At 72.9% G+C, this 19,109-nt stretch carries 17 protein-coding genes and 1 pseudogene; all 18 read right to left on the reverse strand.

The features are described from left to right. Window positions 1–364, reverse strand: a pseudogene (locus tag JWR81_RS09065) (hypothetical protein); the annotation flags it as partial. Between the two features lie 112 nt (window positions 365–476). Next, window positions 477–1,445 (reverse strand): c-type cytochrome biogenesis protein CcsB, encoded by a 969-nt coding sequence (gene ccsB / locus JWR81_RS09070; RefSeq protein ID WP_297649402.1) that lies wholly within the window; start codon window positions 1,443–1,445, stop codon window positions 477–479. Between the two features lie 3 nt (window positions 1,446–1,448). After that, window positions 1,449–2,954, reverse strand: coding sequence for a cytochrome c biogenesis protein ResB (locus tag JWR81_RS09075; RefSeq protein WP_297649435.1), 1,506 nt, complete (start codon window positions 2,952–2,954; stop codon window positions 1,449–1,451). Window positions 2,955–3,082: 128 nt separating this feature from the next. Continuing rightward, complete coding sequence (locus JWR81_RS09080) at window positions 3,083–3,859, reverse strand: cytochrome c biogenesis CcdA family protein (RefSeq protein WP_297649404.1); 777 nt, start codon at window positions 3,857–3,859, stop codon at window positions 3,083–3,085. A gap of 85 nt (window positions 3,860–3,944) precedes the next feature. Further along, window positions 3,945–4,547 (reverse strand): TlpA disulfide reductase family protein, encoded by a 603-nt coding sequence (locus JWR81_RS09085; protein WP_297649410.1) that lies wholly within the window; start codon window positions 4,545–4,547, stop codon window positions 3,945–3,947. Further along, window positions 4,544–5,188, reverse strand: a complete 645-nt coding sequence (locus tag JWR81_RS09090) for a histidine phosphatase family protein (RefSeq protein WP_297649412.1) — start codon at window positions 5,186–5,188, stop codon at window positions 4,544–4,546. The genes JWR81_RS09085 and JWR81_RS09090 overlap by 4 nt, the downstream gene beginning before the upstream one ends. Next, window positions 5,185–6,531 carry a glutamate-1-semialdehyde 2,1-aminomutase gene (gene hemL / locus JWR81_RS09095; protein WP_297649414.1) on the reverse strand — a complete coding sequence of 449 codons (1,347 nt, stop codon included), beginning with the start codon at window positions 6,529–6,531 and terminating at the stop codon, window positions 5,185–5,187. The genes JWR81_RS09090 and hemL overlap by 4 nt, the downstream gene beginning before the upstream one ends. A 55-nt stretch (window positions 6,532–6,586) precedes the next feature. Next, complete coding sequence (locus tag JWR81_RS09100) at window positions 6,587–7,267, reverse strand: hypothetical protein (protein ID WP_297649416.1); 681 nt, start codon at window positions 7,265–7,267, stop codon at window positions 6,587–6,589. Between the two features lie 51 nt (window positions 7,268–7,318). After that, on the reverse strand, window positions 7,319–8,146 hold the full coding sequence (locus JWR81_RS09105; RefSeq protein ID WP_297649418.1) for an RDD family protein: 828 nt from the start codon (window positions 8,144–8,146) through the stop codon (window positions 7,319–7,321). A gap of 99 nt (window positions 8,147–8,245) precedes the next feature. Beyond that, window positions 8,246–9,220, reverse strand: a complete 975-nt coding sequence (gene hemB / locus JWR81_RS09110) for a porphobilinogen synthase (RefSeq protein ID WP_297649420.1) — start codon at window positions 9,218–9,220, stop codon at window positions 8,246–8,248. A 132-nt stretch (window positions 9,221–9,352) separates the two neighbouring features. Next, window positions 9,353–10,897: a bifunctional uroporphyrinogen-III C-methyltransferase/uroporphyrinogen-III synthase gene (locus tag JWR81_RS09115; protein WP_297649422.1), complete on the reverse strand. Its 1,545-nt coding sequence runs from the start codon at window positions 10,895–10,897 to the stop codon at window positions 9,353–9,355. Beyond that, window positions 10,894–11,862 (reverse strand): hydroxymethylbilane synthase, encoded by a 969-nt coding sequence (gene hemC / locus JWR81_RS09120; RefSeq protein ID WP_297649424.1) that lies wholly within the window; start codon window positions 11,860–11,862, stop codon window positions 10,894–10,896. The genes JWR81_RS09115 and hemC overlap by 4 nt, the downstream gene beginning before the upstream one ends. After that, window positions 11,859–13,226: a glutamyl-tRNA reductase gene (locus JWR81_RS09125; protein WP_297649426.1), complete on the reverse strand. Its 1,368-nt coding sequence runs from the start codon at window positions 13,224–13,226 to the stop codon at window positions 11,859–11,861. Before JWR81_RS09125 ends, hemC begins: the two co-directional genes overlap by 4 nt. Further along, window positions 13,223–13,969 carry a redox-sensing transcriptional repressor Rex gene (locus JWR81_RS09130; RefSeq protein ID WP_297649437.1) on the reverse strand — a complete coding sequence of 249 codons (747 nt, stop codon included), beginning with the start codon at window positions 13,967–13,969 and terminating at the stop codon, window positions 13,223–13,225. The genes JWR81_RS09125 and JWR81_RS09130 overlap by 4 nt, the downstream gene beginning before the upstream one ends. A gap of 306 nt (window positions 13,970–14,275) precedes the next feature. After that, complete coding sequence (locus tag JWR81_RS09135; RefSeq protein ID WP_297649428.1) at window positions 14,276–14,950, reverse strand: fasciclin domain-containing protein; 675 nt, start codon at window positions 14,948–14,950, stop codon at window positions 14,276–14,278. A 122-nt stretch (window positions 14,951–15,072) separates the two neighbouring features. Beyond that, complete coding sequence (locus JWR81_RS09140) at window positions 15,073–16,665, reverse strand: molybdopterin-dependent oxidoreductase (RefSeq protein WP_297649430.1); 1,593 nt, start codon at window positions 16,663–16,665, stop codon at window positions 15,073–15,075. 92 nt (window positions 16,666–16,757) lie between these two features. After that, entirely contained in the window at window positions 16,758–16,997 is a 240-nt protein-coding gene (locus JWR81_RS09145; RefSeq protein WP_297649432.1) for a glutaredoxin family protein, read from the reverse strand. Beyond that, a complete protein-coding gene (locus JWR81_RS09150) occupies window positions 16,994–18,559 on the reverse strand; it encodes an AMP-binding protein (protein WP_297649433.1) in 1,566 nt (521 codons plus the stop codon). The genes JWR81_RS09145 and JWR81_RS09150 overlap by 4 nt, the downstream gene beginning before the upstream one ends. Window positions 18,560–19,109: the final 550 nt, after the last annotated feature.

The following is a 19,109-nucleotide window of genomic DNA, read 5'->3' on the forward strand; positions in this document are numbered from 1 at the left end:
GCGCTGCGGGCGGCGGCGCTGCGGGCGAAGGACGCGGCGGCGGCGCCTGCCACGCGGCGTGGGGATCCACCGCGGGGAAGGCGCCCGTGCGGGTGCCCATGGCGTCGCCGTCGTCGTTCTCGCCGAGGACGGCCGCGCCGTCCGTCGAGTCCTCGGCACGGTCGTCCACCGGGTCGTCACCGGAGCGGGGAGCAGGCACCGGCTCTGCCGTCTCCTCCGGGTTCGGGACCGGCTGCACCGGCCCCACGTAGGGCCGCGTGGCTCGTGGGGTGCGAGAGGGTGCCGTCCCCCACTGCTCGCGGACGTAGCGGCCCACCGAGCCGTCCGGGTAGTCCCGGTCGTCCTCGGACTGAGGCTCCGTCATCGACACATCCCGCCGAACCCGCCGTGCTGACCACTCGACCTCGCCACGAACGCCGACGGTAGTCGCGCCGCACCGTCGGGTCGAGGCGCGGACGGGTGGCGCGTCGTGGCGGTCAGCCCGGGAGCCCCGCGTACGAGTGCAGGCCCGCCACGACCATGTTGATGAAGAACAGGTTGAAGATCATCACTGCGAAACCGAGGACGTTGATGGCGGCAGCCCGCTCGGCGCGCCAGCCGGCCGTGGCGCGAGCGTGCAGGTAGGCCGCGTAGACCACCCACGCGACGAACGCGACGGTCTCCTTCGGGTCCCAGCCCCAGAACCGGCCCCATGCGGCCTCGGCCCAGATCGCGCCCGCGATGACGGCGAACGTGTAGAGCGGGAAGCCGATGATCGTGACGCGGTAGGCGAGGCGGTCGAGCGCGTCGGCCGAGGGCAGCCGCTCGGCGAAGCCGGTGAGCTTGCCCGAGCGGCGCAGCAGGAACAGCAGGCTCGCGACGCCCGGCACCAGCAGCAGCCCGGACGCGATGCTGATCGTGGTGACGTGGATGACCAGCCAGTACGACTGCAGCGCGGGCATCACCGGCTCGGCGGGGGTGAAGAGCACCGTGCCGCCGAGGAACAGCAGCACGACCACCGGGAACAGCACGAACAGGCCGACCGGGCGCATCGCGGGGTGGCGGCGCAGCATCACGAGCCAGGTGACCACCGCGGCGAGGGTGATGGCCGAGGTGAACTCGTACATGTTGCCCAGCGGCCAGCGCTGCGCCGCGAGGCCCCGGAACACGATCGAGAACAGGTGCAGCGCGGCGCCCAGCACCACCAGCGACACCGCCATCCGGCCGTAGCGCTCGGAGGGAGGACGGACCGCGGGGGCGTCGGTGCCGGCGTCGACGGCCGGCCGGTCGAGGACGGCGCCGTCGGCGCCCGCCTCGATCTCCTCGCCGCCCGTGCCGACGAGCACCGGCTTCGCGGCTCGCTCGACGGCGTACTCGATGCCGTGCAGGACCATCGCGAGGACGTACACCCCGACGGCGGCCATGTAGAGGCGGTCGCTGTAGAGCGAGAGCTCACTGAGAGACATGGGTCAGCTGTCCTTCTCGTCATGCGCCAGATCCGTCCGTAGACGGTCGAACTCCTCGCCGTACCCCGCGCGATCGGTGCGCGCCAGCCCACCGATCTCCACGACCGTACGTTTCGTGCCGTCCTCCCCGGTGACGGGGGTGAGCCGCGCCCAGAACCGCCTCCTGCGGATCGTCAGCGAGGCGAACAGGCCGACGAGCAGCAGGATCGCGAACACCAGCACCGCGTCCTGGCCCGGGTCGTGGCTCACCTGCAGCGCCACCCACTGCCGCACGTCGTCGAAGGTGACGATGGTGCCGTCGGCGAGCGTCAGGGACTGGCCGGGAACGAGGTTGGCGCGCGCGACCTGCTTCAGCGCGCCCGAGTCGACCTTGCTCTGGTCGACCTCGAAGATCGACTGGCCGCGGCCGTCGTCGAGCCCCAGATCGCCCTGCAGCACGTCGACGGCCACCTCCGGGTCGTCCAGAGCCGGGAAGACGGAGGTGACGACCGTGCCGCCCGAGGTGGTGGGCGCGAACAGCCCGGTGATCGCCAGGCCCGTCTTGAGCCGCTCCGCCTCGCTCGTGACGCCGGGGCGGGCGAACTTCGTGGCCCCCTGCGAGAGGTAGGTGGTGGTGTCGACCGGCTTCCACTGGACCTCGCCGGTGCGCTTCTGCCCGTCGGGGAAGGTCACGGTGAACCGCGGCGCGTAGCCGTGGTTGAGCAGGTAGACACGGCTGCCGTCGAGGCGCAGCGGGTTGTTGACCGCGAGCGGGAAGGGACGCCACTGCTGCGACCCGTCGTTCAGGTCCGCCGTGGTCTGGTAGCCCAGCGTCGCGTTGTAGCTGTCGGCCTGCCCGCTGGGCAGGTAGGTGGCCTTGAAGTCGTCGACCTTGATGCAGAACGGCTGGAGGTCGGTGCCGTCCACGCGCAGGCCGGCGTTGAACGAGTCGTAGCCGAGGATGCCGGTGTTGCAGAACTGCCCGCCGTCGGACATGACGATGACCTGGCCGTCGTAGCCCCAGAGCTTGCCGGCGGCGAAGCCGATCAGCAGGCCGATCAGGCTGAGGTGGAACACCAGGTTGCCGGCCTCGCGCAGGTATCCCTTCTCGGCGGAGAAGGTGCGCCCGTCGCCGACCTCTGCCTCGGTGCGGCGCCAGCCCTTCAGGCGGGTCCGCACGCGGGCGGCGGCCTCGTCGACGTCCATGTCGAGCGTGAGGGTGTCGTGGTGCGGCAGCCGGGCGAGGTTGCGGGGCACGGCGACGGGCCGGGCGCGGGTGTTCTTGAGGTGCTCCCACGCGCGGGGCAGCACGCAGCCGACGAGCGAGACCATCAGCAGCAGGTAGATCGCGGCGAACCACGGCGACGCGAAGACGTCGAAGAAGTCCAGCTTGTCCAGCACCGGTGCGATCGCCGGGTACTGGGTGAAGTAGGAGTCCACCAGCGACTGGTTCAGCGACCGCTGCGGCAGCAGCGCGCCGGGGAGCGCGGCCACGGCCAGCAGGAACAGCAGGATGAGCGCGGTGCGCATCGAGGTGAGCGTGCGCCACGCGTTGCGCAGCGCCGTCCACACGAGCCTGACCCTCGGTGCGCGCGAGCCGGGGCCCGGGGGCGCGGGAGCCGGGGTCTCGATGCCGGTCGGCGTCTCCGTCGTCATCGTCAGATCACCGGCACGTAGGTCGCGACGGACGTCTGCAGCTGGGCCAGCAGCCCGCCCCACAGACCGGTCAGGAGCAGCACCCCGACAGCCACCATGAGCACGCCTCCGCCGATCTGGATCGCGCGCGTGTGGCGGCGCAGCCAGCCCAGGGCCCGGACGGCGCGCGAGGCCCCCAGCGCGATGAGCACGAACGGCACGCCGAGGCCCGCGCAGTAGGCGACGGTCAGCACGACCCCCCGCAACGACCCGCCCCCCGTACCGGCTGCGACGGCCACCACGCCGGCGAGCGTGGGGCCGATGCACGGCACCCAGCCCAGCCCGAACACCGCACCGAGCAGCGGCGCGCCCCACAGCCCCGCGCGCGGGACCCAGTGCACGCGGCGCTCGTTCTGCAGCACCGGGATGAGCCCGACGAACGCCAGCCCCATCGCGATCATGACGACGCCACCGATGCGCTGCAGCAGCGCCTCGTTGTCGACGAGCGCGTCGGAGAGCCAGACGACGCCGACCAGGATCACCCCGAACACGACCGTGAAGCCGGCGACGAACAGCGCGGCGGCCCCGGCCACGCGCCACTTGCCGCTACGGCGCTGCTCCGCCTCGACGAGGGTGACCGGCGGGGAGTCGGCGCCGACGAGTCCGGCGAGGTAGGCCAGGTAGCCCGGCACCAGCGGCACCACGCAGGGCGACGCGAAGCTGACCGCGCCCGCCAGCACGGCCACGGCCACGGCGAGCAGCAGCGGACCGGACACGGCGAGGGTGGTCGTGGGATCCATCAGGGATGAGGGTAAGCCCGGGGACCGCGTTCCCGCGCACCGGGTTCTACGCCGTGTAGTGCGTGACGTCCCACGTCAGAAGCGCTCATCCGCCGGTTCCTCCCGCCTGGACGGGTTGCTCCGCCGCCAGCTTCTGGATCAGCGGGATCACCTCGGGCAGCCGGATCGGCTGCAGGTACACCGCGGCCACCCGGTGCCGCTTGTCGAGCACGATCGACAACGGCACGACGTTGCGCGGCACACCGCCCAGGCTCGCGAGCGAACGGCCCGAGTCGTCGAAGATCGAGTCGTAGGTCAGGCCCCGGTCGTGGACGAAGTCGGCGGCGGCCTGCCGGTCGTCGCGGACGTCGATGCCGAGCACCGCGGCCCCCAGCGAGGCCGTCTGCTGCTGCACGAACTCCAGGTCGGGGGCCTCCGTGCGGCAGGGCCCGCACCACGACCCCCAGACGTTGATCAGGACGACGCGCCCGGCGTAGTCGTCGAGCCCGACGTCCTTCCCGGAGTTGAGCAGGCTCGGCCCGGTCAGCCCCCGGATGGCGCCTCGCGACGAGGGGTCGTCGTAGGTGATCTCGGTCTTGCCCCCCGGCGCGACGAACTGGAACGAGTCGCCGGTTGCGACGGCGTCCTTGGTCGACGAGCAGCCGGCCAGCACGAGCAGCGCTGCCAGCAGCAGCCCGAGCCGCCTCATGCGCCCGTGGCGGTCGGGGCGCTCGCCCCGGCAGGCTCGGCGTACTGCAGGCCCGTCAGCTGGGTGCCCGTGAACACCAGCGACGTCAGCGACGCGAGCGCGCACTGCCGCCTGCGGGGGTCGTGCCACAGCCGCTTGCCCTCGACGAACCGGCGCAGCATCCAGATCGGCAGCTGGTGGGAGACGCACAGCGCCTCGTGCCCCTCGGCCAGCTCGCGGGCGCGGTGCACCGCCCCGAACATGCGGTGGGCGATCTGCAGGTACGGCTCGCCCCACGACGGTGTGAACGGGTCGCGCAGCAACGGCCAGTTGCGCGGGTCGCGCAGCGCGCCGTCGCCCACGGCCACCTTCTTGCCCTCGAAACGGTTGCCCGCCTCGATCAGCCGCTCGTCGGTGACGATCTCCAGCCCGTGCACCGCGGCGGACGGCGTGGCCGTCTCCTGCGCGCGCTGCAGCGGGGACGCCACGACCGCGGTGATGTCGGCGTCGGTGAGGTACTTCGCGACGATGTCGGCCTGGTGGCGGCCGGTCTCCGAGAGGTGGAAGCCGGGCAGCCGGCCGTAGAGGATCTTGTCGGGGTTGAAGACCTCGCCGTGCCGGAGCACGTGCACCACCGTGGTGGGGCCCGTCGGGGCACTCACTGGCCGGCCTCCGCGGGCGCCGTGGCCGTGGCGGCCGCCTTCGCCGCGAACGGCAGGGCGGCCTCGATGACGGCGAACGTGTCGTCGTCGAGCGCGGCGGAGACGAACCACGCCTCGAACGCGCTCGGCGGCGGGTACACCCCGCGCTCCAGCAGCGCGTGGAAGAACGCCGGGAAGCGCCAGGTGGCGGCGGCCTGGGCGCCGGCGTAGTCGTGCACCTCGTGCTCGCTGAAGAACACCGAGAGCATGTTGGCGGCGTACTGGACGCGGTGCGGCACGCCCTCGGCGCGCAGCGCGTCGCCGATCATGCGGCCGAGGCGCGCGGAGTTGACGTCGAGTGCGGCGTAGACGCCGGCGTCGGCGGCCCGGAGCGTGGCGAGGCCCGCGGCGACGGCGACGGGGTTCCCGGACAGCGTCCCCGCCTGGTAGACGGGCCCGGCCGGCGCGAGGTGCGACATGTACTCGCCGGAGCCGCCGAAAGCCGCGGCGGGCAGGCCGCCCGACATGACCTTGCCGAACGTGTAGAGGTCGCCCGGCACGCCGTCGATGCCGAACCAGCCGGCGGGCGAGACGCGGAACCCCGTCATCACCTCGTCGACGACGAACAGCGCGCCGTGCTCGTGGCAGATGTCGCGCAGGCCCGCGTTGAAGCCGGGCAGGGGCGCGATGGCGCCCATGTTGCCCGCGGCCGCCTCGGTGATGACGCACGCGATCTCGCTGCCGCGCTCGGCGAACACCGCGCGGACGGCCTCGAGGTCGTTGTAGGGCACGACGACGGTGTCGGCGGCCTGCGCGCCCGTGACGCCCGGGCTGGTGGGCAGGCCCAGTGTGGCGACGCCGGAGCCGGCCTGGGCCAGCAGCGCATCGACGTGGCCGTGGTAGCAGCCGGCGAACTTGACGATCACCGTGCGGCCGGTGATGCCCCGCGCCAGCCGGATCGCGCTCATCGTGGCCTCGGTGCCGGAGTTGACCAGCCGCACCTGCTCGACGGGCGCCACGCGGCCGATGATCTCCTCGGCCAGCTCGATCTCCGCGGGCGTCGGCGCCCCGAAGGACAGCCCCTGCCCGGCGGCGGCGCGCACGGCATCGACGACGGCGGGGTGCGCGTGCCCGAGGATCATCGGGCCCCACGAGCTGATGAGGTCGACGTAGCGGTTGCCGTCGGCGTCGGTCAGCCAGGGGCCTGCGGCCGACACCATGAACCGCGGCGTGCCCCCCACCGAGGTGAAGGCGCGCACCGGCGAGTTGACCCCGCCGGGGATCACGGCGGACGCGCGGGCGAAGAGGGCGGCGGAGGCCTCGGTACCGAGGCCGGCGACGGGCGAGGACGAGGGACTACCCACGTCCACCAGTCTTACAGCCGCACCGGGTTCCGGCCCGCGGCGGGGCCGGGAAGTTCTACCGGCGGGAGAAGAACGCGTTCGACACCGGCAGGAACAGGATGACGACGCTGCCGACGGTGGCCACGACGAGGAAGGCGACGAAGCCGATCAGCCCGCCCGCCGCGGCGCCGCCGGCGAGCCCCCCGAGCAGCAGGAGCACGAACGCGACGGTGAGGACCGTGGCGATGATGCGCCCCGCGTTGCGGCCACGGAAGGCGAGGACGGCCGCTGCGACGTAGACGAGCGCGGCCGCCAGCATGATCCCGCAGACGAGCCGCACCGCCTGGACGAGGAGCGCGGGTGTGGCACCCGCCTGCACCAGCTCGGGGTTCGTCAGCAGCTCGGGCGGGATGGAGCCGGCGTTGACCGCGACGAGGCCGTAGACGCCCCCGACCAGGAACGGCAGCGCGGCGAGGACCATGAGCACGAGCGCCAGGACCATCAGTCCCGGCCGCTTCGCGGGCTCCGGCCCACCGGCGCCGAAACCGGCCGGACCTGTACCGCTGTACGGGTCGTACCCGTGCGGCTGGGGGGGCTGGCCCTGCGGGAGCTGCGGCCCGGGATAGGTCTGGTACGGCTGCCCCGCGAGCGGCGACGACGTGTACTGCCCGGGCTGCTGGCCCGCGCGGTAACCCCCGGGCTGGCCGTACGGGTTGTACGGCGCGCCCTCGCCCCGGGGGTCCTGCGGTGTGCTCACAGCCACCAATCTACCGCTCGGCGCCGACAGCCAGAGTGATCGACATCGGAGCTACTGCGCCTTGACCACGATCGTGTTGGTCCACTTGTCGTGCAGGGCACGGCGCAGCGGGGTGTCGGTGAGGACGAAGATCGCGTCGACGAGCAGGTAGACGCCGACGACGAGGCTGACGAGGATCGACACGACGGGCAGGAAGTTGAACAGGTAGTAGAGGACGATCACACCGGGGTAGAGGGCCGACCGCTTGATCAGCGTCATCTGGTCCGGCTTGCTGCCGTCGGCAGCGACGAGCCTTGTCTTCATGACCATCTTGCCCAGGGTCTGACCGTTCCTGGAGTGCATGAAGAAGTCGTAGGCGGCGTAGGCCAGACCCGCGATCACCCCGGGCAGCACGGCCACGAGCGTGATCGAGCCTCCGCTGTACGTCGAGAGGAAGATGGCGGTGAAGGCGACCGTCAGGATTCCGACGACGACGCCGAACGCCACGCTGTCGATGATGCGGGCGACCAGCCGCTCCCACCACTCCGGGATCGGGCCGGGCGCACCAGGCGGCACAGGGGCCTGGCTGCCGTAGCCGGGCAGCTGCCCGTACCCGGGCGGCGGGCCGTAGCCGGGCTGCTGCTGGCCGTACTCCTGCGGCGGGCCGTAGCCGGGAGGGGCCTGGCCGTACCCGGGCGGCGGTTGCTGCGAGTAGCCGGGAGGCGGCTGCTGGCCGTAGCCCGGCGGGGGCTGTTGGCCGTAGCCGGGGGGCGGGTAGCCACCTTGCTGCGGGTACCCACCCTGCTGGGGTGGCGGCCCGTACCCGGGCGGCGGGCCGTAGCCCGGCGGAGGCTGCTGACCGGGCTGGCCCTGCCACTGCGGGTCAGAAGGTGACGTCATGGGCGGAAAGGTATGGCCGACCACGGACCGTGTCCAGGGTAAGGGTGAAAACGTGACGATCCGGAGGCTACGCCGCCACGATCAGGTCAGGGTCCCGGATCAGGTCAGGGTCGCGGCCACCTCGGTGGCCCAGTAGGTGAGCACGATGTCGGCGCCGGCGCGGCGCACGGCCGTGAGCGTCTCGAGGATCGTGCGGTCGCGGTCCAGCCAGCCGTTGGCGGCCGCCGCCTCGACCATCGCGTACTCCCCCGACACCTGGTACGCGGCCACCGGCACGTCGGCGATCTCCGCCACGGCGCGCAGCACGTCGAGATAGCTCATGGCGGGCTTGACCATCACCATGTCGGCGCCCTCGTCGAGGTCGAGTGCGAGCTCGCGCAGCGACTCCCGCACGTTGGACGGGTCCTGCTGGTAGGTCTTGCGGTCGCCCTTGAGCTGGGAGTCCACCGCCTCGCGGAACGGCCCGTAGAACGCCGAGGCGTACTTCGCGGTGTAGGAGAGGATGCCGGTGTCGAGGTGCCCGGCGGCGTCGAGCGCCTCCCGGATGACGCCGACCTGGCCGTCCATCATGCCGCTGGGGCCCAGCAGGTGGGCGCCGGCGTCGGCCTGGGCCAGTGCCATCTGCGCGTAGACGGCGAGCGTGGCGTCGTTGTCCACGGAGCCGTCCTCCGCGAGGACGCCGCAGTGGCCGTGGTCGGTGAACTCGTCGAGGCAGGTGTCGGCCATGATCACCGTGGCGTCGCCGACCTCGGAGCGCAGGTCGCGCAGCCCGACGTTGAGCACGCCGTCCGGGTCGACGCCGGCCGAGCCCGTGGCGTCGCGGGTCTCGGGCACGCCGAACAGCATCAGCCCGCCGACCCCCGCCGCGACGGCCTCGGCCGCCGCCTTGCGCAGCGAGTCACGCGTGTGCTGCACGACGCCGGGCATCGAGGCGATCGGCACCGGCTCGGTGGCGTTCTCCTTGACGAACATCGGGAGCACCAGCTGCCGGGGCTGCAGCGAGGTCTCGGCGACGAGCCGCCGGAGCGCGGGGGTGGAGCGCAGCCGGCGAGGACGGTGGGTGGGAAACGCCATGCACCCAGCCTACGACCGTACGAGCCGCAGGGTGCCACGCCCGGGGTGCGCTCGCCCACCCCCGGAAACGGACGAACGGCACGGTTCGTCGGAGAGGTCTCCGAGAACCGTGCCGTTCGTGGCGATCGGGCTCTAGCGGCGACGCGCCTTCGCCTTGCGGGGCGGCGGGAGCGCGCCCTCCGCCCGCAGGCGGGCGGCGTGGGCGGCCAGCGCGTCGACCAGCGCGGGGACCCGCGCCTCCTCCGGCTGGACGTCCACGCGCAGGCCGAACTCGCGGGCGGTCTCGGCCGTCTGCGGGCCGATGCACGCCACGATCGTGCGGGCGTGCGGCTTGCCCGCGATCCCGACCAGGTTGCGCACCGTGGACGACGAGGTGAAGCAGACCGCGTCGAACCCGCCGGTCTTGATCGCCTCGCGGATCGGCGCGGGCGGCGGCGCCGCCCGGACGGTGCGGTAGGCGGTGACGTCGTCGATCTCCCAGCCGCGGTCGCGCAGGCCGGCCGCGAGCGTCTCGGTGGCGATGTCGGCCCGCGGGAGCAGGACGCGGTCCACCGGGTCGAGCACGTCGTCGTAGGGCGGGAAGATCGACAGCAGGCCCTCGGACGAGGTCTCGGCCGGCTCGGTCTCGTTCGGGACGAGCTCGGGGTTGATGCCGAACTCGCGCACCTTGTCGGCCGTGGCCTGCCCGACGCACGCGATCTTCACGCCGGAGAACGCGCGGGCGTCGAGGCCGAACTCGGCGAACTTCTCCCACACCGCACGCACCGCGTTGGTGGAGGTGAACACGACCCACTGGTAGCGGCCGTCGACGAGCCCCTTGACCGCGCGCTCCATCTGCGTGGGCGAGCGCGGCGGCTCGACGGCGATGGTGGGCACCTCCTCCGCGGAGGCGCCGTGCACGGCGAGGCGCTCGCTCATCGCGCCGGCCTGGTCCTTGGTGCGGGGCACCAGGACGCGCCAGCCGTACAGGGCGCGCGACTCCCACCACGACAGCTCGGTGCGCAGGCCGACCTCGTCGCCGACGGTCAGGATCAGCGGCCCGTCCAGGTCGGCGCCCTCGGACACGAGCGTGGCCAGCGTGGCCTGCACCGTGCGCTGGCTGGTGGAGGTGCCGCTCGCCGTGATGGCGACGGGCGTCTGCGCGGCGAGGCCGTGCTCGGTGAGCCCGGCCGCCACCTCCGCCAGGTGCGAGACGCCCGCGTGCAGCACCAGGGTGCCGGGGGCGGCGGCGAGGCGCGCCCAGTCGACACCGGCGCGGACGTCGGCCTCGATGTGCGCCGAGCCCAGCGGCACGCCGGCGTAGGCAGGCACCGCGGTGCCGGCCGGGACGCCCGGGATGACGTCGAACGCCACCTCGGCGCCGGCCACCGCGAGGGCCTCCTGCACCACCGGGTCGGTGGTGAGCGGGTCGCCGCTCACCAGCCGGACGACGGTGCGGCCGGTGCGGGCCTCGGCGACCAGGTCGCGCGCGACGTCCGCGGGCTGGCCCACGGCCGGACGCACCTCGGCGCCCTCCGCGACCAGCGCGAGGATCGTCTCCGGCACGTCGGCGTCGGTGATGATCAGTGGAGCGTTCGCGAGCGCGTCACGCGCACGAACAGTCAGCAGGCCGGGGTCGCCGGGGCCGGAGCCCACGAAGGCGACCCGGCCCGAGGTGGTCGAAGGTGCTCGGTTCATCTGTTGGAACTCCCGATCCAGCGGTTCTCCGAGGGCAGCGATGCGCCCCCCATGTCGAGAAGCTCGGCGGCGAGTGCCGCGCCGAGCTTCTCGGCGTCATCCATGTCTCCGGTCACCGACGCGCGCAGGAGCGCTCCGTCGGTCGTGCCGACCACGGCGCGCAGCGAGATGCGATCCACCGCGCGTCCGTCGTCGTCGAGATCGCTCACCACGTCGGCCAGCGCCCCGATGGGTGCGCTGCAGTCGGCCTCCAGGCCGGCCAGAGTCGCCCGCTCGGCCGAGACGGCAGCGCGGGTGAACTCGTCGTCGAGCACGGCGGTGAGCGTGCGGGCGAGGTCCAGATCGTCGATCCGGCACTCGATCGCCAGTGCGCCCTGTGCAGGGGCGGGGAGCATCTGCACGGGGTCGAGCAGTTCGGTGGCCTCGTCGATGCGGCCGAGCCTGCGCAGTCCGGCGGCGGCCACGACCACCGCGTCGAGCTCTCCGGACCGCACCTTGCCGATGCGCGTGTCGACGTTGCCGCGGATCGCGACCACGTCGAGCCCGAGGCCGAGCGCGTCGATCTGGGCGCGCCTGCGCGGCGAGCCGGTGCCGACGCGGGCGCCGACGGGCAGTTCGCCGAGCACCTTCCCGTCACGGGCCACCAGGGCGTCGCGGGGGTCCTCCCGCGACGGCACGGCGGCGAGGACCAGCCGCGGGTCGGGCGCGGAGGGAAGGTCCTTGTAGGAGTGCACGGCGACGTCGACGTCGCCCCGGGCCAGCGCGTCGCGCAGCGCCGAGACGAACACGCCGACGCCCAGCTCGGCGACGGGCGCCGACGAGCGGTCCCCGGGCGTGCTGACGTCCACGAGCACGGCGTCATGGCCCGCGGCACGCAGCCGCTCGGCGATCACGCCGGACTGGGCCATGGCCAGCTTGCTGGGCCGGGTGCCGATCCGCAGTGCGGATGTCCTCTGCTCGGTCATCGGGCCTCCCCCTCGGCGACGTCGGTGCGGGCCTCGAGCGCCGCCAGCACGTCACCGCTGCGCTGCAGCGCGACGGCGGCGGGCGCCTGCGGGTCCAGCTCGAACAGGGTGCGCAGGGCGGCGGCGTAGCTGTCGCCGTCCGGACCCTCGGCGAGGCGCTTGACCTGCACCGTGGGGGTGTGGAGCAGCTTGTCGACGACACGCCGCACGCTGCGGGTGAACTCGTCGCGCACGTGGCCGTCGAGGTCGGGGAGCCTGGAGTCCAGCCGCAGCAGCTCCGCGTCGATGACGTCGGAGGCGCGGCGGCGCAGCGCGGTGACCGTGGGCGTGACCTCGGCCGAGCGCTGCGCGGCGAGGTAGGCCTGCGCCTCCTCGGCCACGAGCTCCTGGGCGGCCGCGACGGCCGCGCCCCGCTCGCCGGTGGACAACCTGCGCTGCAGCCCGACGAGGTCGACGACCGTGACCCCCGGCAGCGCGGCGATGCCGGGATCGACGTCGCGGGGCAGGCCGAGGTCGCACACGGCGAGCGGACGGCCGCCGCGGGCGGTGACGGCGGCGGCCACCGTGGCGCGGTCGACGACCGTGCCGACGGCTCCCGTGCAGGCGACCATCAGGTCGGCGGCGGCGAGCTCGTCGGCGAGGACGTCGAGGGTGCCGTGGCGCGCCGGCGTGCCGTGGCCGTTCGTGGTCTCGGCGAGGCGCTCGGCGCGCTCGGGCGAGCGGTTGAGCACGACGATCTCGGCGGCGCCCGCGCGGCGCAGGTGCGCAGCGGCCAGTGCGCCCATCGCCCCGGCCCCCACGAGCACGGCCCGGCGGCCCGCGAGATCGCCTCCCAGCGCCTGCGCGGCGTCGGCGAGCGCCTCGGAAACGACCGACGCACCGGCGCCGTCGATCCCGGTGCTGGCGTGCACGCGCTTGCCGACGCGCAGCGCCTGCTGGGCGAGCTCGTGCAGGCTGCGCCCGACGGTGCCCGTCTCGTCGGCGGTGGCGTAGGCGGCGCGCAGCTGGCCGAGGATCTGGGCCTCGCCCACGACCATCGAGTCGAGCCCCGAGGCGACAGCGAACAGGTGCTGCACCGCCGAGCCCGCGTAGTGGACGTAGAAGTGCTCGGTGAGCTCGGTGAGCGGCATGCCGGAGTGCCTGCTCAGCACCGCGGAGACGTCGGCCAGGCCGCCGTGGAACGCGTCCACGACGGCGTAGACCTCGATGCGGTTGCACGTGGACAGCAGCACGACCTCGGACACGTGCGTGCTGTGCACCATCTCATCGAGCAGCTTGGGGACGTCGTCCGCGCCGACGGCCGCCCGCTCGAGCACCTCGACGGGCGCGCTGCGGTGCGACAACCCCACGACGAGAACGCTCATGACTCACTCAGCCCTTTCGCCCCGTTAACGCGGTGCCCGTTCACGGGGTGCCCGTTGACGGCAGTCGCCGTCGCGTCGTCGAGATGCCGCCGGGCGACGTGGAAGGCCAGGATCTGCAGCTCGACCGCCAGGTCCACCTTGCGGACCTCGACGTCGCCCGGAACCTGCAGGACGACGGGCGCGAAGTTGAGGATGCACTGCACGCCCGCGGAGACCAGGAGATCACAGACGGCCTGGGCGGCGGGGCCCGGCGTTGCGATCATGCCGATGGTCACACCGCGCTCGGCGCTGATCAGAGGGATCTCTCGGACGTGCTCCACGAGGATGCCGTTGATGTGGATCCCCACCAGGTCGGGGTCGACGTCGAACAGGGCGACGACCGGGAAGCCCCGCCCGCCGAACCCGCCGTAACCGGCGAGCGCGTGGCCGAGGTTGCCCACGCCGACCAGCGCGACGGCCTGGCGGTGGTTGAGCCCGAGCGCCTGCTCGAGCTGGTGCAGCAGCGGGCGGACCTCGTAGCCGACGCCGCGGATGCCGTAGGACCCGATGAACGACAGGTCCTTGCGCAGCTTGGCCGGGTTCACGCCCGTGGCGGCGGCGAGCTCGTCGCTGGACACCGTCTCCGCACCCTGCTCGCTGAACTCACCCAGCATGCGCAGGTAGAGCGCGAGCCGTGCGACGCTGGCCTCCGGGATGGACCGCAGACGCACGGCCGTACCCTCGGGATCCGCCTCCGGCGGCACGGTCACGGTCTCTCCTCGCTGACGAACTCTGCATTCGCACGCGCCGATGACCCACACATCCTGTACGAGCGGGACGAGATCCGGCGAATACGCCGGGTTCGGGCCTTGACGGCGGCTGGCTTCCAAGGTAGCCGCTTGTGAACACACGCACAAAGTTGCGATCTTGAACGCGACCGTGCTCACGCCGGGTCGCGGGCAGGCCCCTACCGGTGATCGCTGCGCGCCGCCCGCTCGTCGCAGAGACACGCCGCAGGGGCGGTCCCGGATCCCGGGACCGCCCCTGCGGCGATGATGCTCAGGCGAAGGTCAGGACTTCGGCATGAGGACCTTGTCGATCACGAACACGGTGGCGTTCGAGGTGGGGATGTTGCCGCACAGCACGTTGGCGGTGTTGCCCGTGCCGTCGGTGAGGGTCGGCGCGGTGGCGGTGCCGCCGATGGTGACGTCACCACCCGCGAGCTCGGTGGTCTTGCCGGCGGCCACGAGGCCGGCGGCGTCGTAGCGCTGCGGGACGACGTGGTAGCTGAGCAGGCCTCCCAGCGCGGTCGGGTTGGCCAGCAGCGCGTTGAACTTGGCATCGCCGAGCGTCTTCTGCACGGCGGTGAAGGCACCGTTGTAGGGCGCGTAGACCGTGATGGCCTTCTGCGAGTTGAGGGTGTCGGCCAGGCCGGGGACGGCCTTGACCGCGGTGACCAGGGTGGTCAGCAGCGGGTTGCTGGAGGCGGCGGTGGCCACCGGGTTCGGGCCCATGTTGTTGAGCGAGCCGGGGGCGTCGCCCTGCGGGAGCTGGCTGCAGGCCGGGCCGAAGACGTCGGCGTTGGTGGTGACGCCGTCGCTGGCGGCGGCGGCCGAGGTGGCCGCAGCGGCGGGGGCGCTGGTGGCGGTGCTGGTGGACGCGGTCTCCGAGCTGCCACAGGCGGCCAGCGCCACGGTCAGGGCGGCCATGGCACCGACGGCGGCCAGTCGCTGGATCTTTCGCACGGGTGTTCCTCCTCGAGCACGGCCCGGTCGGTCCGGGCCTGTCATCAGAACCTTCGACATCGAGCCAAAGGTGGTTCATTACGAAATGTAACGCTTTGGTGACGAGCCCGGAACGGCTCTTCTCAGCTCACGGTGAAGATCGCGGCCTGCCACCCCGACGCGCCGTCCGGGATCGGGTCGGCGCGCATCTCGGTCTGTGTGTAGCCGCTGCGGTCCGTGGCGCGGGACTGCACGGTGTGACTGCCGGCGGCGAGCGTGAAGTCGGCCTTCCACATCCGCCAGGTGTCGACGTTCACCTCGGTGGAGAGCGTGGCCTCCCGCCACGGCCCGCCGTCCATGCGGACCTCGACCTTCTCGATGCCGGTGTGCTGGGCCCAGGCGATGCCGGACACCGTGACCTTCCCGGCGGGCACCTTCGCGAAGCCCTGCGGCGAGTCGATCCGCGACATCGTCTTGATCGGCGCCTTCTGCGCCCACGAGCGTTCGAGCCAGTACCCCCGCTTGGCCGGGTCGGAGAACGTCGTGGCCTCGAGGTCGACCACCCACTTCGTGGCCGAGACGTACCCGTACAGGCCGGGCACGACCATGCGGACCGGGAAGCCGTGCTCGGGGGGCAGCGCCTCGCCGTTCATCCCGATCGCCAGCAGTGCGCCGCGTCCTGGCTCCATGACCACGTCGGTGGGGGTGCCGGTGTACCAGCCGTCGACGCTCGTGCTGAAGAGCTGGTCGGCGCCGGGTTGGATGCCTGCTTCGAGCAGGATGTCCCGCAGCTCGACCCCGATGAAGTTGGTGGTGGAGATGAGGTTCCCGCCGATGGGGTTGGAGACGCACGTCATCGTGATCGTGCGCTCGACGAGCGGGCGGGACAGCAGGTCGTCGAAGGTGAGGGTGATCTCCTTGCCGACCATCCCGTGGATCTTCATCGACCAGGCCGACGCGGTCTGGCTGGGAATCCGCAGCGCCACGTCGATCCGGTAGAAGTCCGGGTTGGCCGTCAGGAACGTGGGTGTGCCCACGTCGGTGAACGCCGCGCCCGCCGGGATGGCCGGGGCACGCTCCGTGAGCCGGGCCGCCTTCAGCTGGCTCGTGACGGTCCGGCGCGAGTTGCCGACGCCGTTCCCGAGCAGCAGCCCCGCCCCACCGGACACGAGGGCGCCCACCCCGACGGCGACCGAGCCGCCGATCAGGACGTTGCGCCGCGACACCCCGGAGGCCCGGCTGCGGGGGCTCGTCTCGTAGGTGCGCAGCGCCAGCGAGTGCAGCCCGCGGAAGGACAGGACACCCGCTGCGAGCGACGCCAGAGGCGCGATCAGGTCGAGCGGGGAGAACACCCGGGCGATGCTCACCGCACCGAACCCGAGGACTCCCAGCACGATCACGACCGTGAGGCCGGGCCGCGGGCTCCGCCGGGAGGCGATGCCGGCCACCACCGCCACGATCGCGATGACCACCGCCATGCCGCTGAGCAGGATCGGCTTGTCGGCGGTGCCGAAGGTGACCTTGGCGAACTCGGTGACGGGCTCGGGCGAGTAGTTGATCACGGCGTCGCCGACCGCGAGGAACGGCGACGACGCCGGCGCGACCAGGGCGGCCACCAGGTGGCCCACCCCGAGCGCGGCCAGCACGGCCAACAGGCCGATCAGCCCGGCCCACCCGACCGGCAGGCCGGCACGGGACCGGGCGGTGGGCTGAGGTGGTGCCGCGGTGGTGCTCACAGGACAGGTTTCGCCCGCCGGAGCGGTTCCGGTTCGATCTCGTCCGTGTGACGAGCTCGGGTCACGCAACCGGCAACCGCAGGTGCGGACACCTACGTCAGGGCGGCACGCAGCCGCGGCTCCTCCACACGCCAGAACCCATGCTCCTTGCCATCCACCATGATCACGGGCACGCGGTCGCCGTACTCGGCGCGCAGCTCCGGGTCGCCGTCGACGTCCACCGCGCCCCACCCGACGCCGAGCTCGCCGCAGATGCGGGCGACCTCGGCCTCGGCGGTGTCGCAGAGCGAGCACGCCTGCCGCGTGTAGACGGTGACCCGCGCGTCCGTCACGCCCCCACCGCCAGCTGCCGGCGCGCGACCTTGCCCGTGGGTGTGCGCGGGAGCTCGTCGACGAAGGCGATCACCGTGGGCACCTTGAACCGCGCCAGGCGCAGCTGGCAGTGGGCGCGCACCGCCTCCTCGTCGATGTCGCCCTCCGCCCGCACGAGGACGGCCTTGACCGCCTCGCCCGTCCGGTCGTCGGGGACGCCGACCACCGCGGCCTCCGCCACCCCGTCCAGCTCGGCCAGCACCTGCTCCACCTCGCGCGGGTAGACGTTGAAGCCGTTGACGATCACCAGGTCCGACGAGCGGTCGACGAGGTGCAGGTCGCCTTCGGCGTCGAGGAAGCCGACGTCGGCCGTGCGGAACCAGCCGTCGGCGTCGGGGCCGCCCTCGCCGTCGGGCCAGTAGCCGGAGAAGAGGTTGGGCCCGCGCACCGCGACCAGCCCGGTGTCCTGGGCCGGGTCGGACACTTCCTCGTCGATGTCGTCGGGGTCGGGCTCGGCGGCGACGTCGAGCGGGCGGCCCTCGGCGTCCACCAGCCGCAGCTCGACGCCGGGAAGCGCACGCCCGACCGAGCCGGGCTTCGGCGGCACGTCGAGCGGGTTGGTGGTGATGACCGGTCCACCCTCCGTGAGCCCGTAGCCCTCGTGGATCGAGAGGCCGGTGACCTCGCGGAACTGCGTCAACCACTGCGGCGGCAGCGGCGCGCCGCCCGAGGTGCACAGCCGGACGCCCGCGGTGGCCGCGCGCAGCTCATCGTGGGGGAGCTCGAGCAGCGACCGGAACATCGACGGCACCCCGGCCACCCCGCTGACCCGGTGCCGGACGAGGACATCGGCAACGTGGGCGGGCTCGAAGCGCTCGGTGAGCACGACGGTGGCCCCGGCCCAGCAGACCTGGAGGAAGCCCGCGGCGAGCCCGAAGATGTGGAACAGCGGCAGCGAGAGCAGCACCCGGTCGACCGGTGTCACGAACGGGGGACGCAGCGCGGCGGTCTGTTCGCGGTTGGCCAGCACGGCGCTGTGGGACAGGCGCACGCCGCGCGGCCCCCCCGTGGTGCCGGACGTGTAGACGAGCAGGGCGATGTCCTCGCCGCCCACCGCCACCGGGTCGAACGGGACCTCGGCGCGGGCCGCGGGACCGGGCGGGGTGATCACCGAGGCCCCGACGGCCGCCGCGGCGGCCTGTGCGGCGCCGTCACCCTCCGCAGCCACCACGATCGTGGGGCGACAGTCGGCGAACACGATCTCGAGCTCGCGCCGCACCGCGATGGGACCTTGCGGGACGGCCACCGCGCCGGCCCGCAGCGCCCCCAGCACGGAGATGCAGAACGGGGCCCCGTTGACCAGCCGGACCACCACGCGGTCCCCCGGCGTGACACCCGCCCGGACCAGGCGTTCCGCCTCCGCGGACACCGCCGCGTCGAGCTCGAACCACACCATTGTGTTTCCGCTGCTCACATCGACGATCGCGGGGTGGTCCGGAACACGTGCCGCGTTGCGCGAGACGAGCTCGGCCAGGTGCCGGGGCGACTGCCCCTCGGCGGCGGGTGGCGACGTGCTGTCCACGGCTCTCCAGGGTCTGCTCGACGGGGCTCGGGGCCAGGCGTCAGCGAGTCTGGCACGGACCGGGTGGCGCGTCCGTCACGGCGTTCGGCGCGAGACGGACACGGGAGGGCACGGCGACACGCGGAAGCCCGTGACGTTCACCGCCCGTAGTCGTCCGCTCACCGGATCATGTGCACGCCGAGCGGACGTGCGTGTTTCGCCACACAGGCTCGGCCGTATGCTCCGCCGCTACAACCACCACAACGCCCCGACGCACCGGTTCGTCGCGAGACTCACCCAAGGGAGTGGCATGCAGCCTGTTGTGACCAGCGCACCGCGGACCGTCTCGCGGCGTCCTGTCCGACACGGGTGCAGGACCCACAAGGCTTCATGACCCGCCCGATGCGACCGCTCCGGCTGCTCCGCACCGACACCGCCCGTCTCCCCACGGGTGGGGAGGTTCCGATGTCTCCGACGACCGCTCCCCCGGTCGGGGCGTCCCCCGGCTCCGCCGGGAACGCCCCGGTTGCCGCACCACCGCTCCCCCGGCAGCGCCCCCAGGGCACCGGCC

It is taken from the genome of Pseudonocardia sp. (assembly GCF_025965585.1).
GTDB lineage: Bacteria > Actinomycetota > Actinomycetes > Mycobacteriales > Pseudonocardiaceae > Pseudonocardia.

Coding starts and splice junctions, on each gene's coding strand:
- ccsB (WP_297649402.1), bottom strand. CDS start 1,445: ATGTCTCTCAGTGAGCTCTCGCTCTACAGCGACCGCCTCTACATGGCC.
- JWR81_RS09115 (WP_297649422.1), bottom strand. CDS start 10,897: ATGAACCGAGCACCTTCGACCACCTCGGGCCGGGTCGCCTTCGTGGGC.
- JWR81_RS09075 (WP_297649435.1), bottom strand. CDS start 2,954: ATGCGCACCGCGCTCATCCTGCTGTTCCTGCTGGCCGTGGCCGCGCTC.
- JWR81_RS09105 (WP_297649418.1), bottom strand. CDS start 8,146: ATGACGTCACCTTCTGACCCGCAGTGGCAGGGCCAGCCCGGTCAGCAG.
- hemC (WP_297649424.1), bottom strand. CDS start 11,862: ATGACCGAGCAGAGGACATCCGCACTGCGGATCGGCACCCGGCCCAGC.
- JWR81_RS09080 (WP_297649404.1), bottom strand. CDS start 3,859: ATGGATCCCACGACCACCCTCGCCGTGTCCGGTCCGCTGCTGCTCGCC.
- JWR81_RS09125 (WP_297649426.1), bottom strand. CDS start 13,226: ATGAGCGTTCTCGTCGTGGGGTTGTCGCACCGCAGCGCGCCCGTCGAG.
- JWR81_RS09085 (WP_297649410.1), bottom strand. CDS start 4,547: ATGAGGCGGCTCGGGCTGCTGCTGGCAGCGCTGCTCGTGCTGGCCGGC.
- hemB (WP_297649420.1), bottom strand. CDS start 9,220: ATGGCGTTTCCCACCCACCGTCCTCGCCGGCTGCGCTCCACCCCCGCG.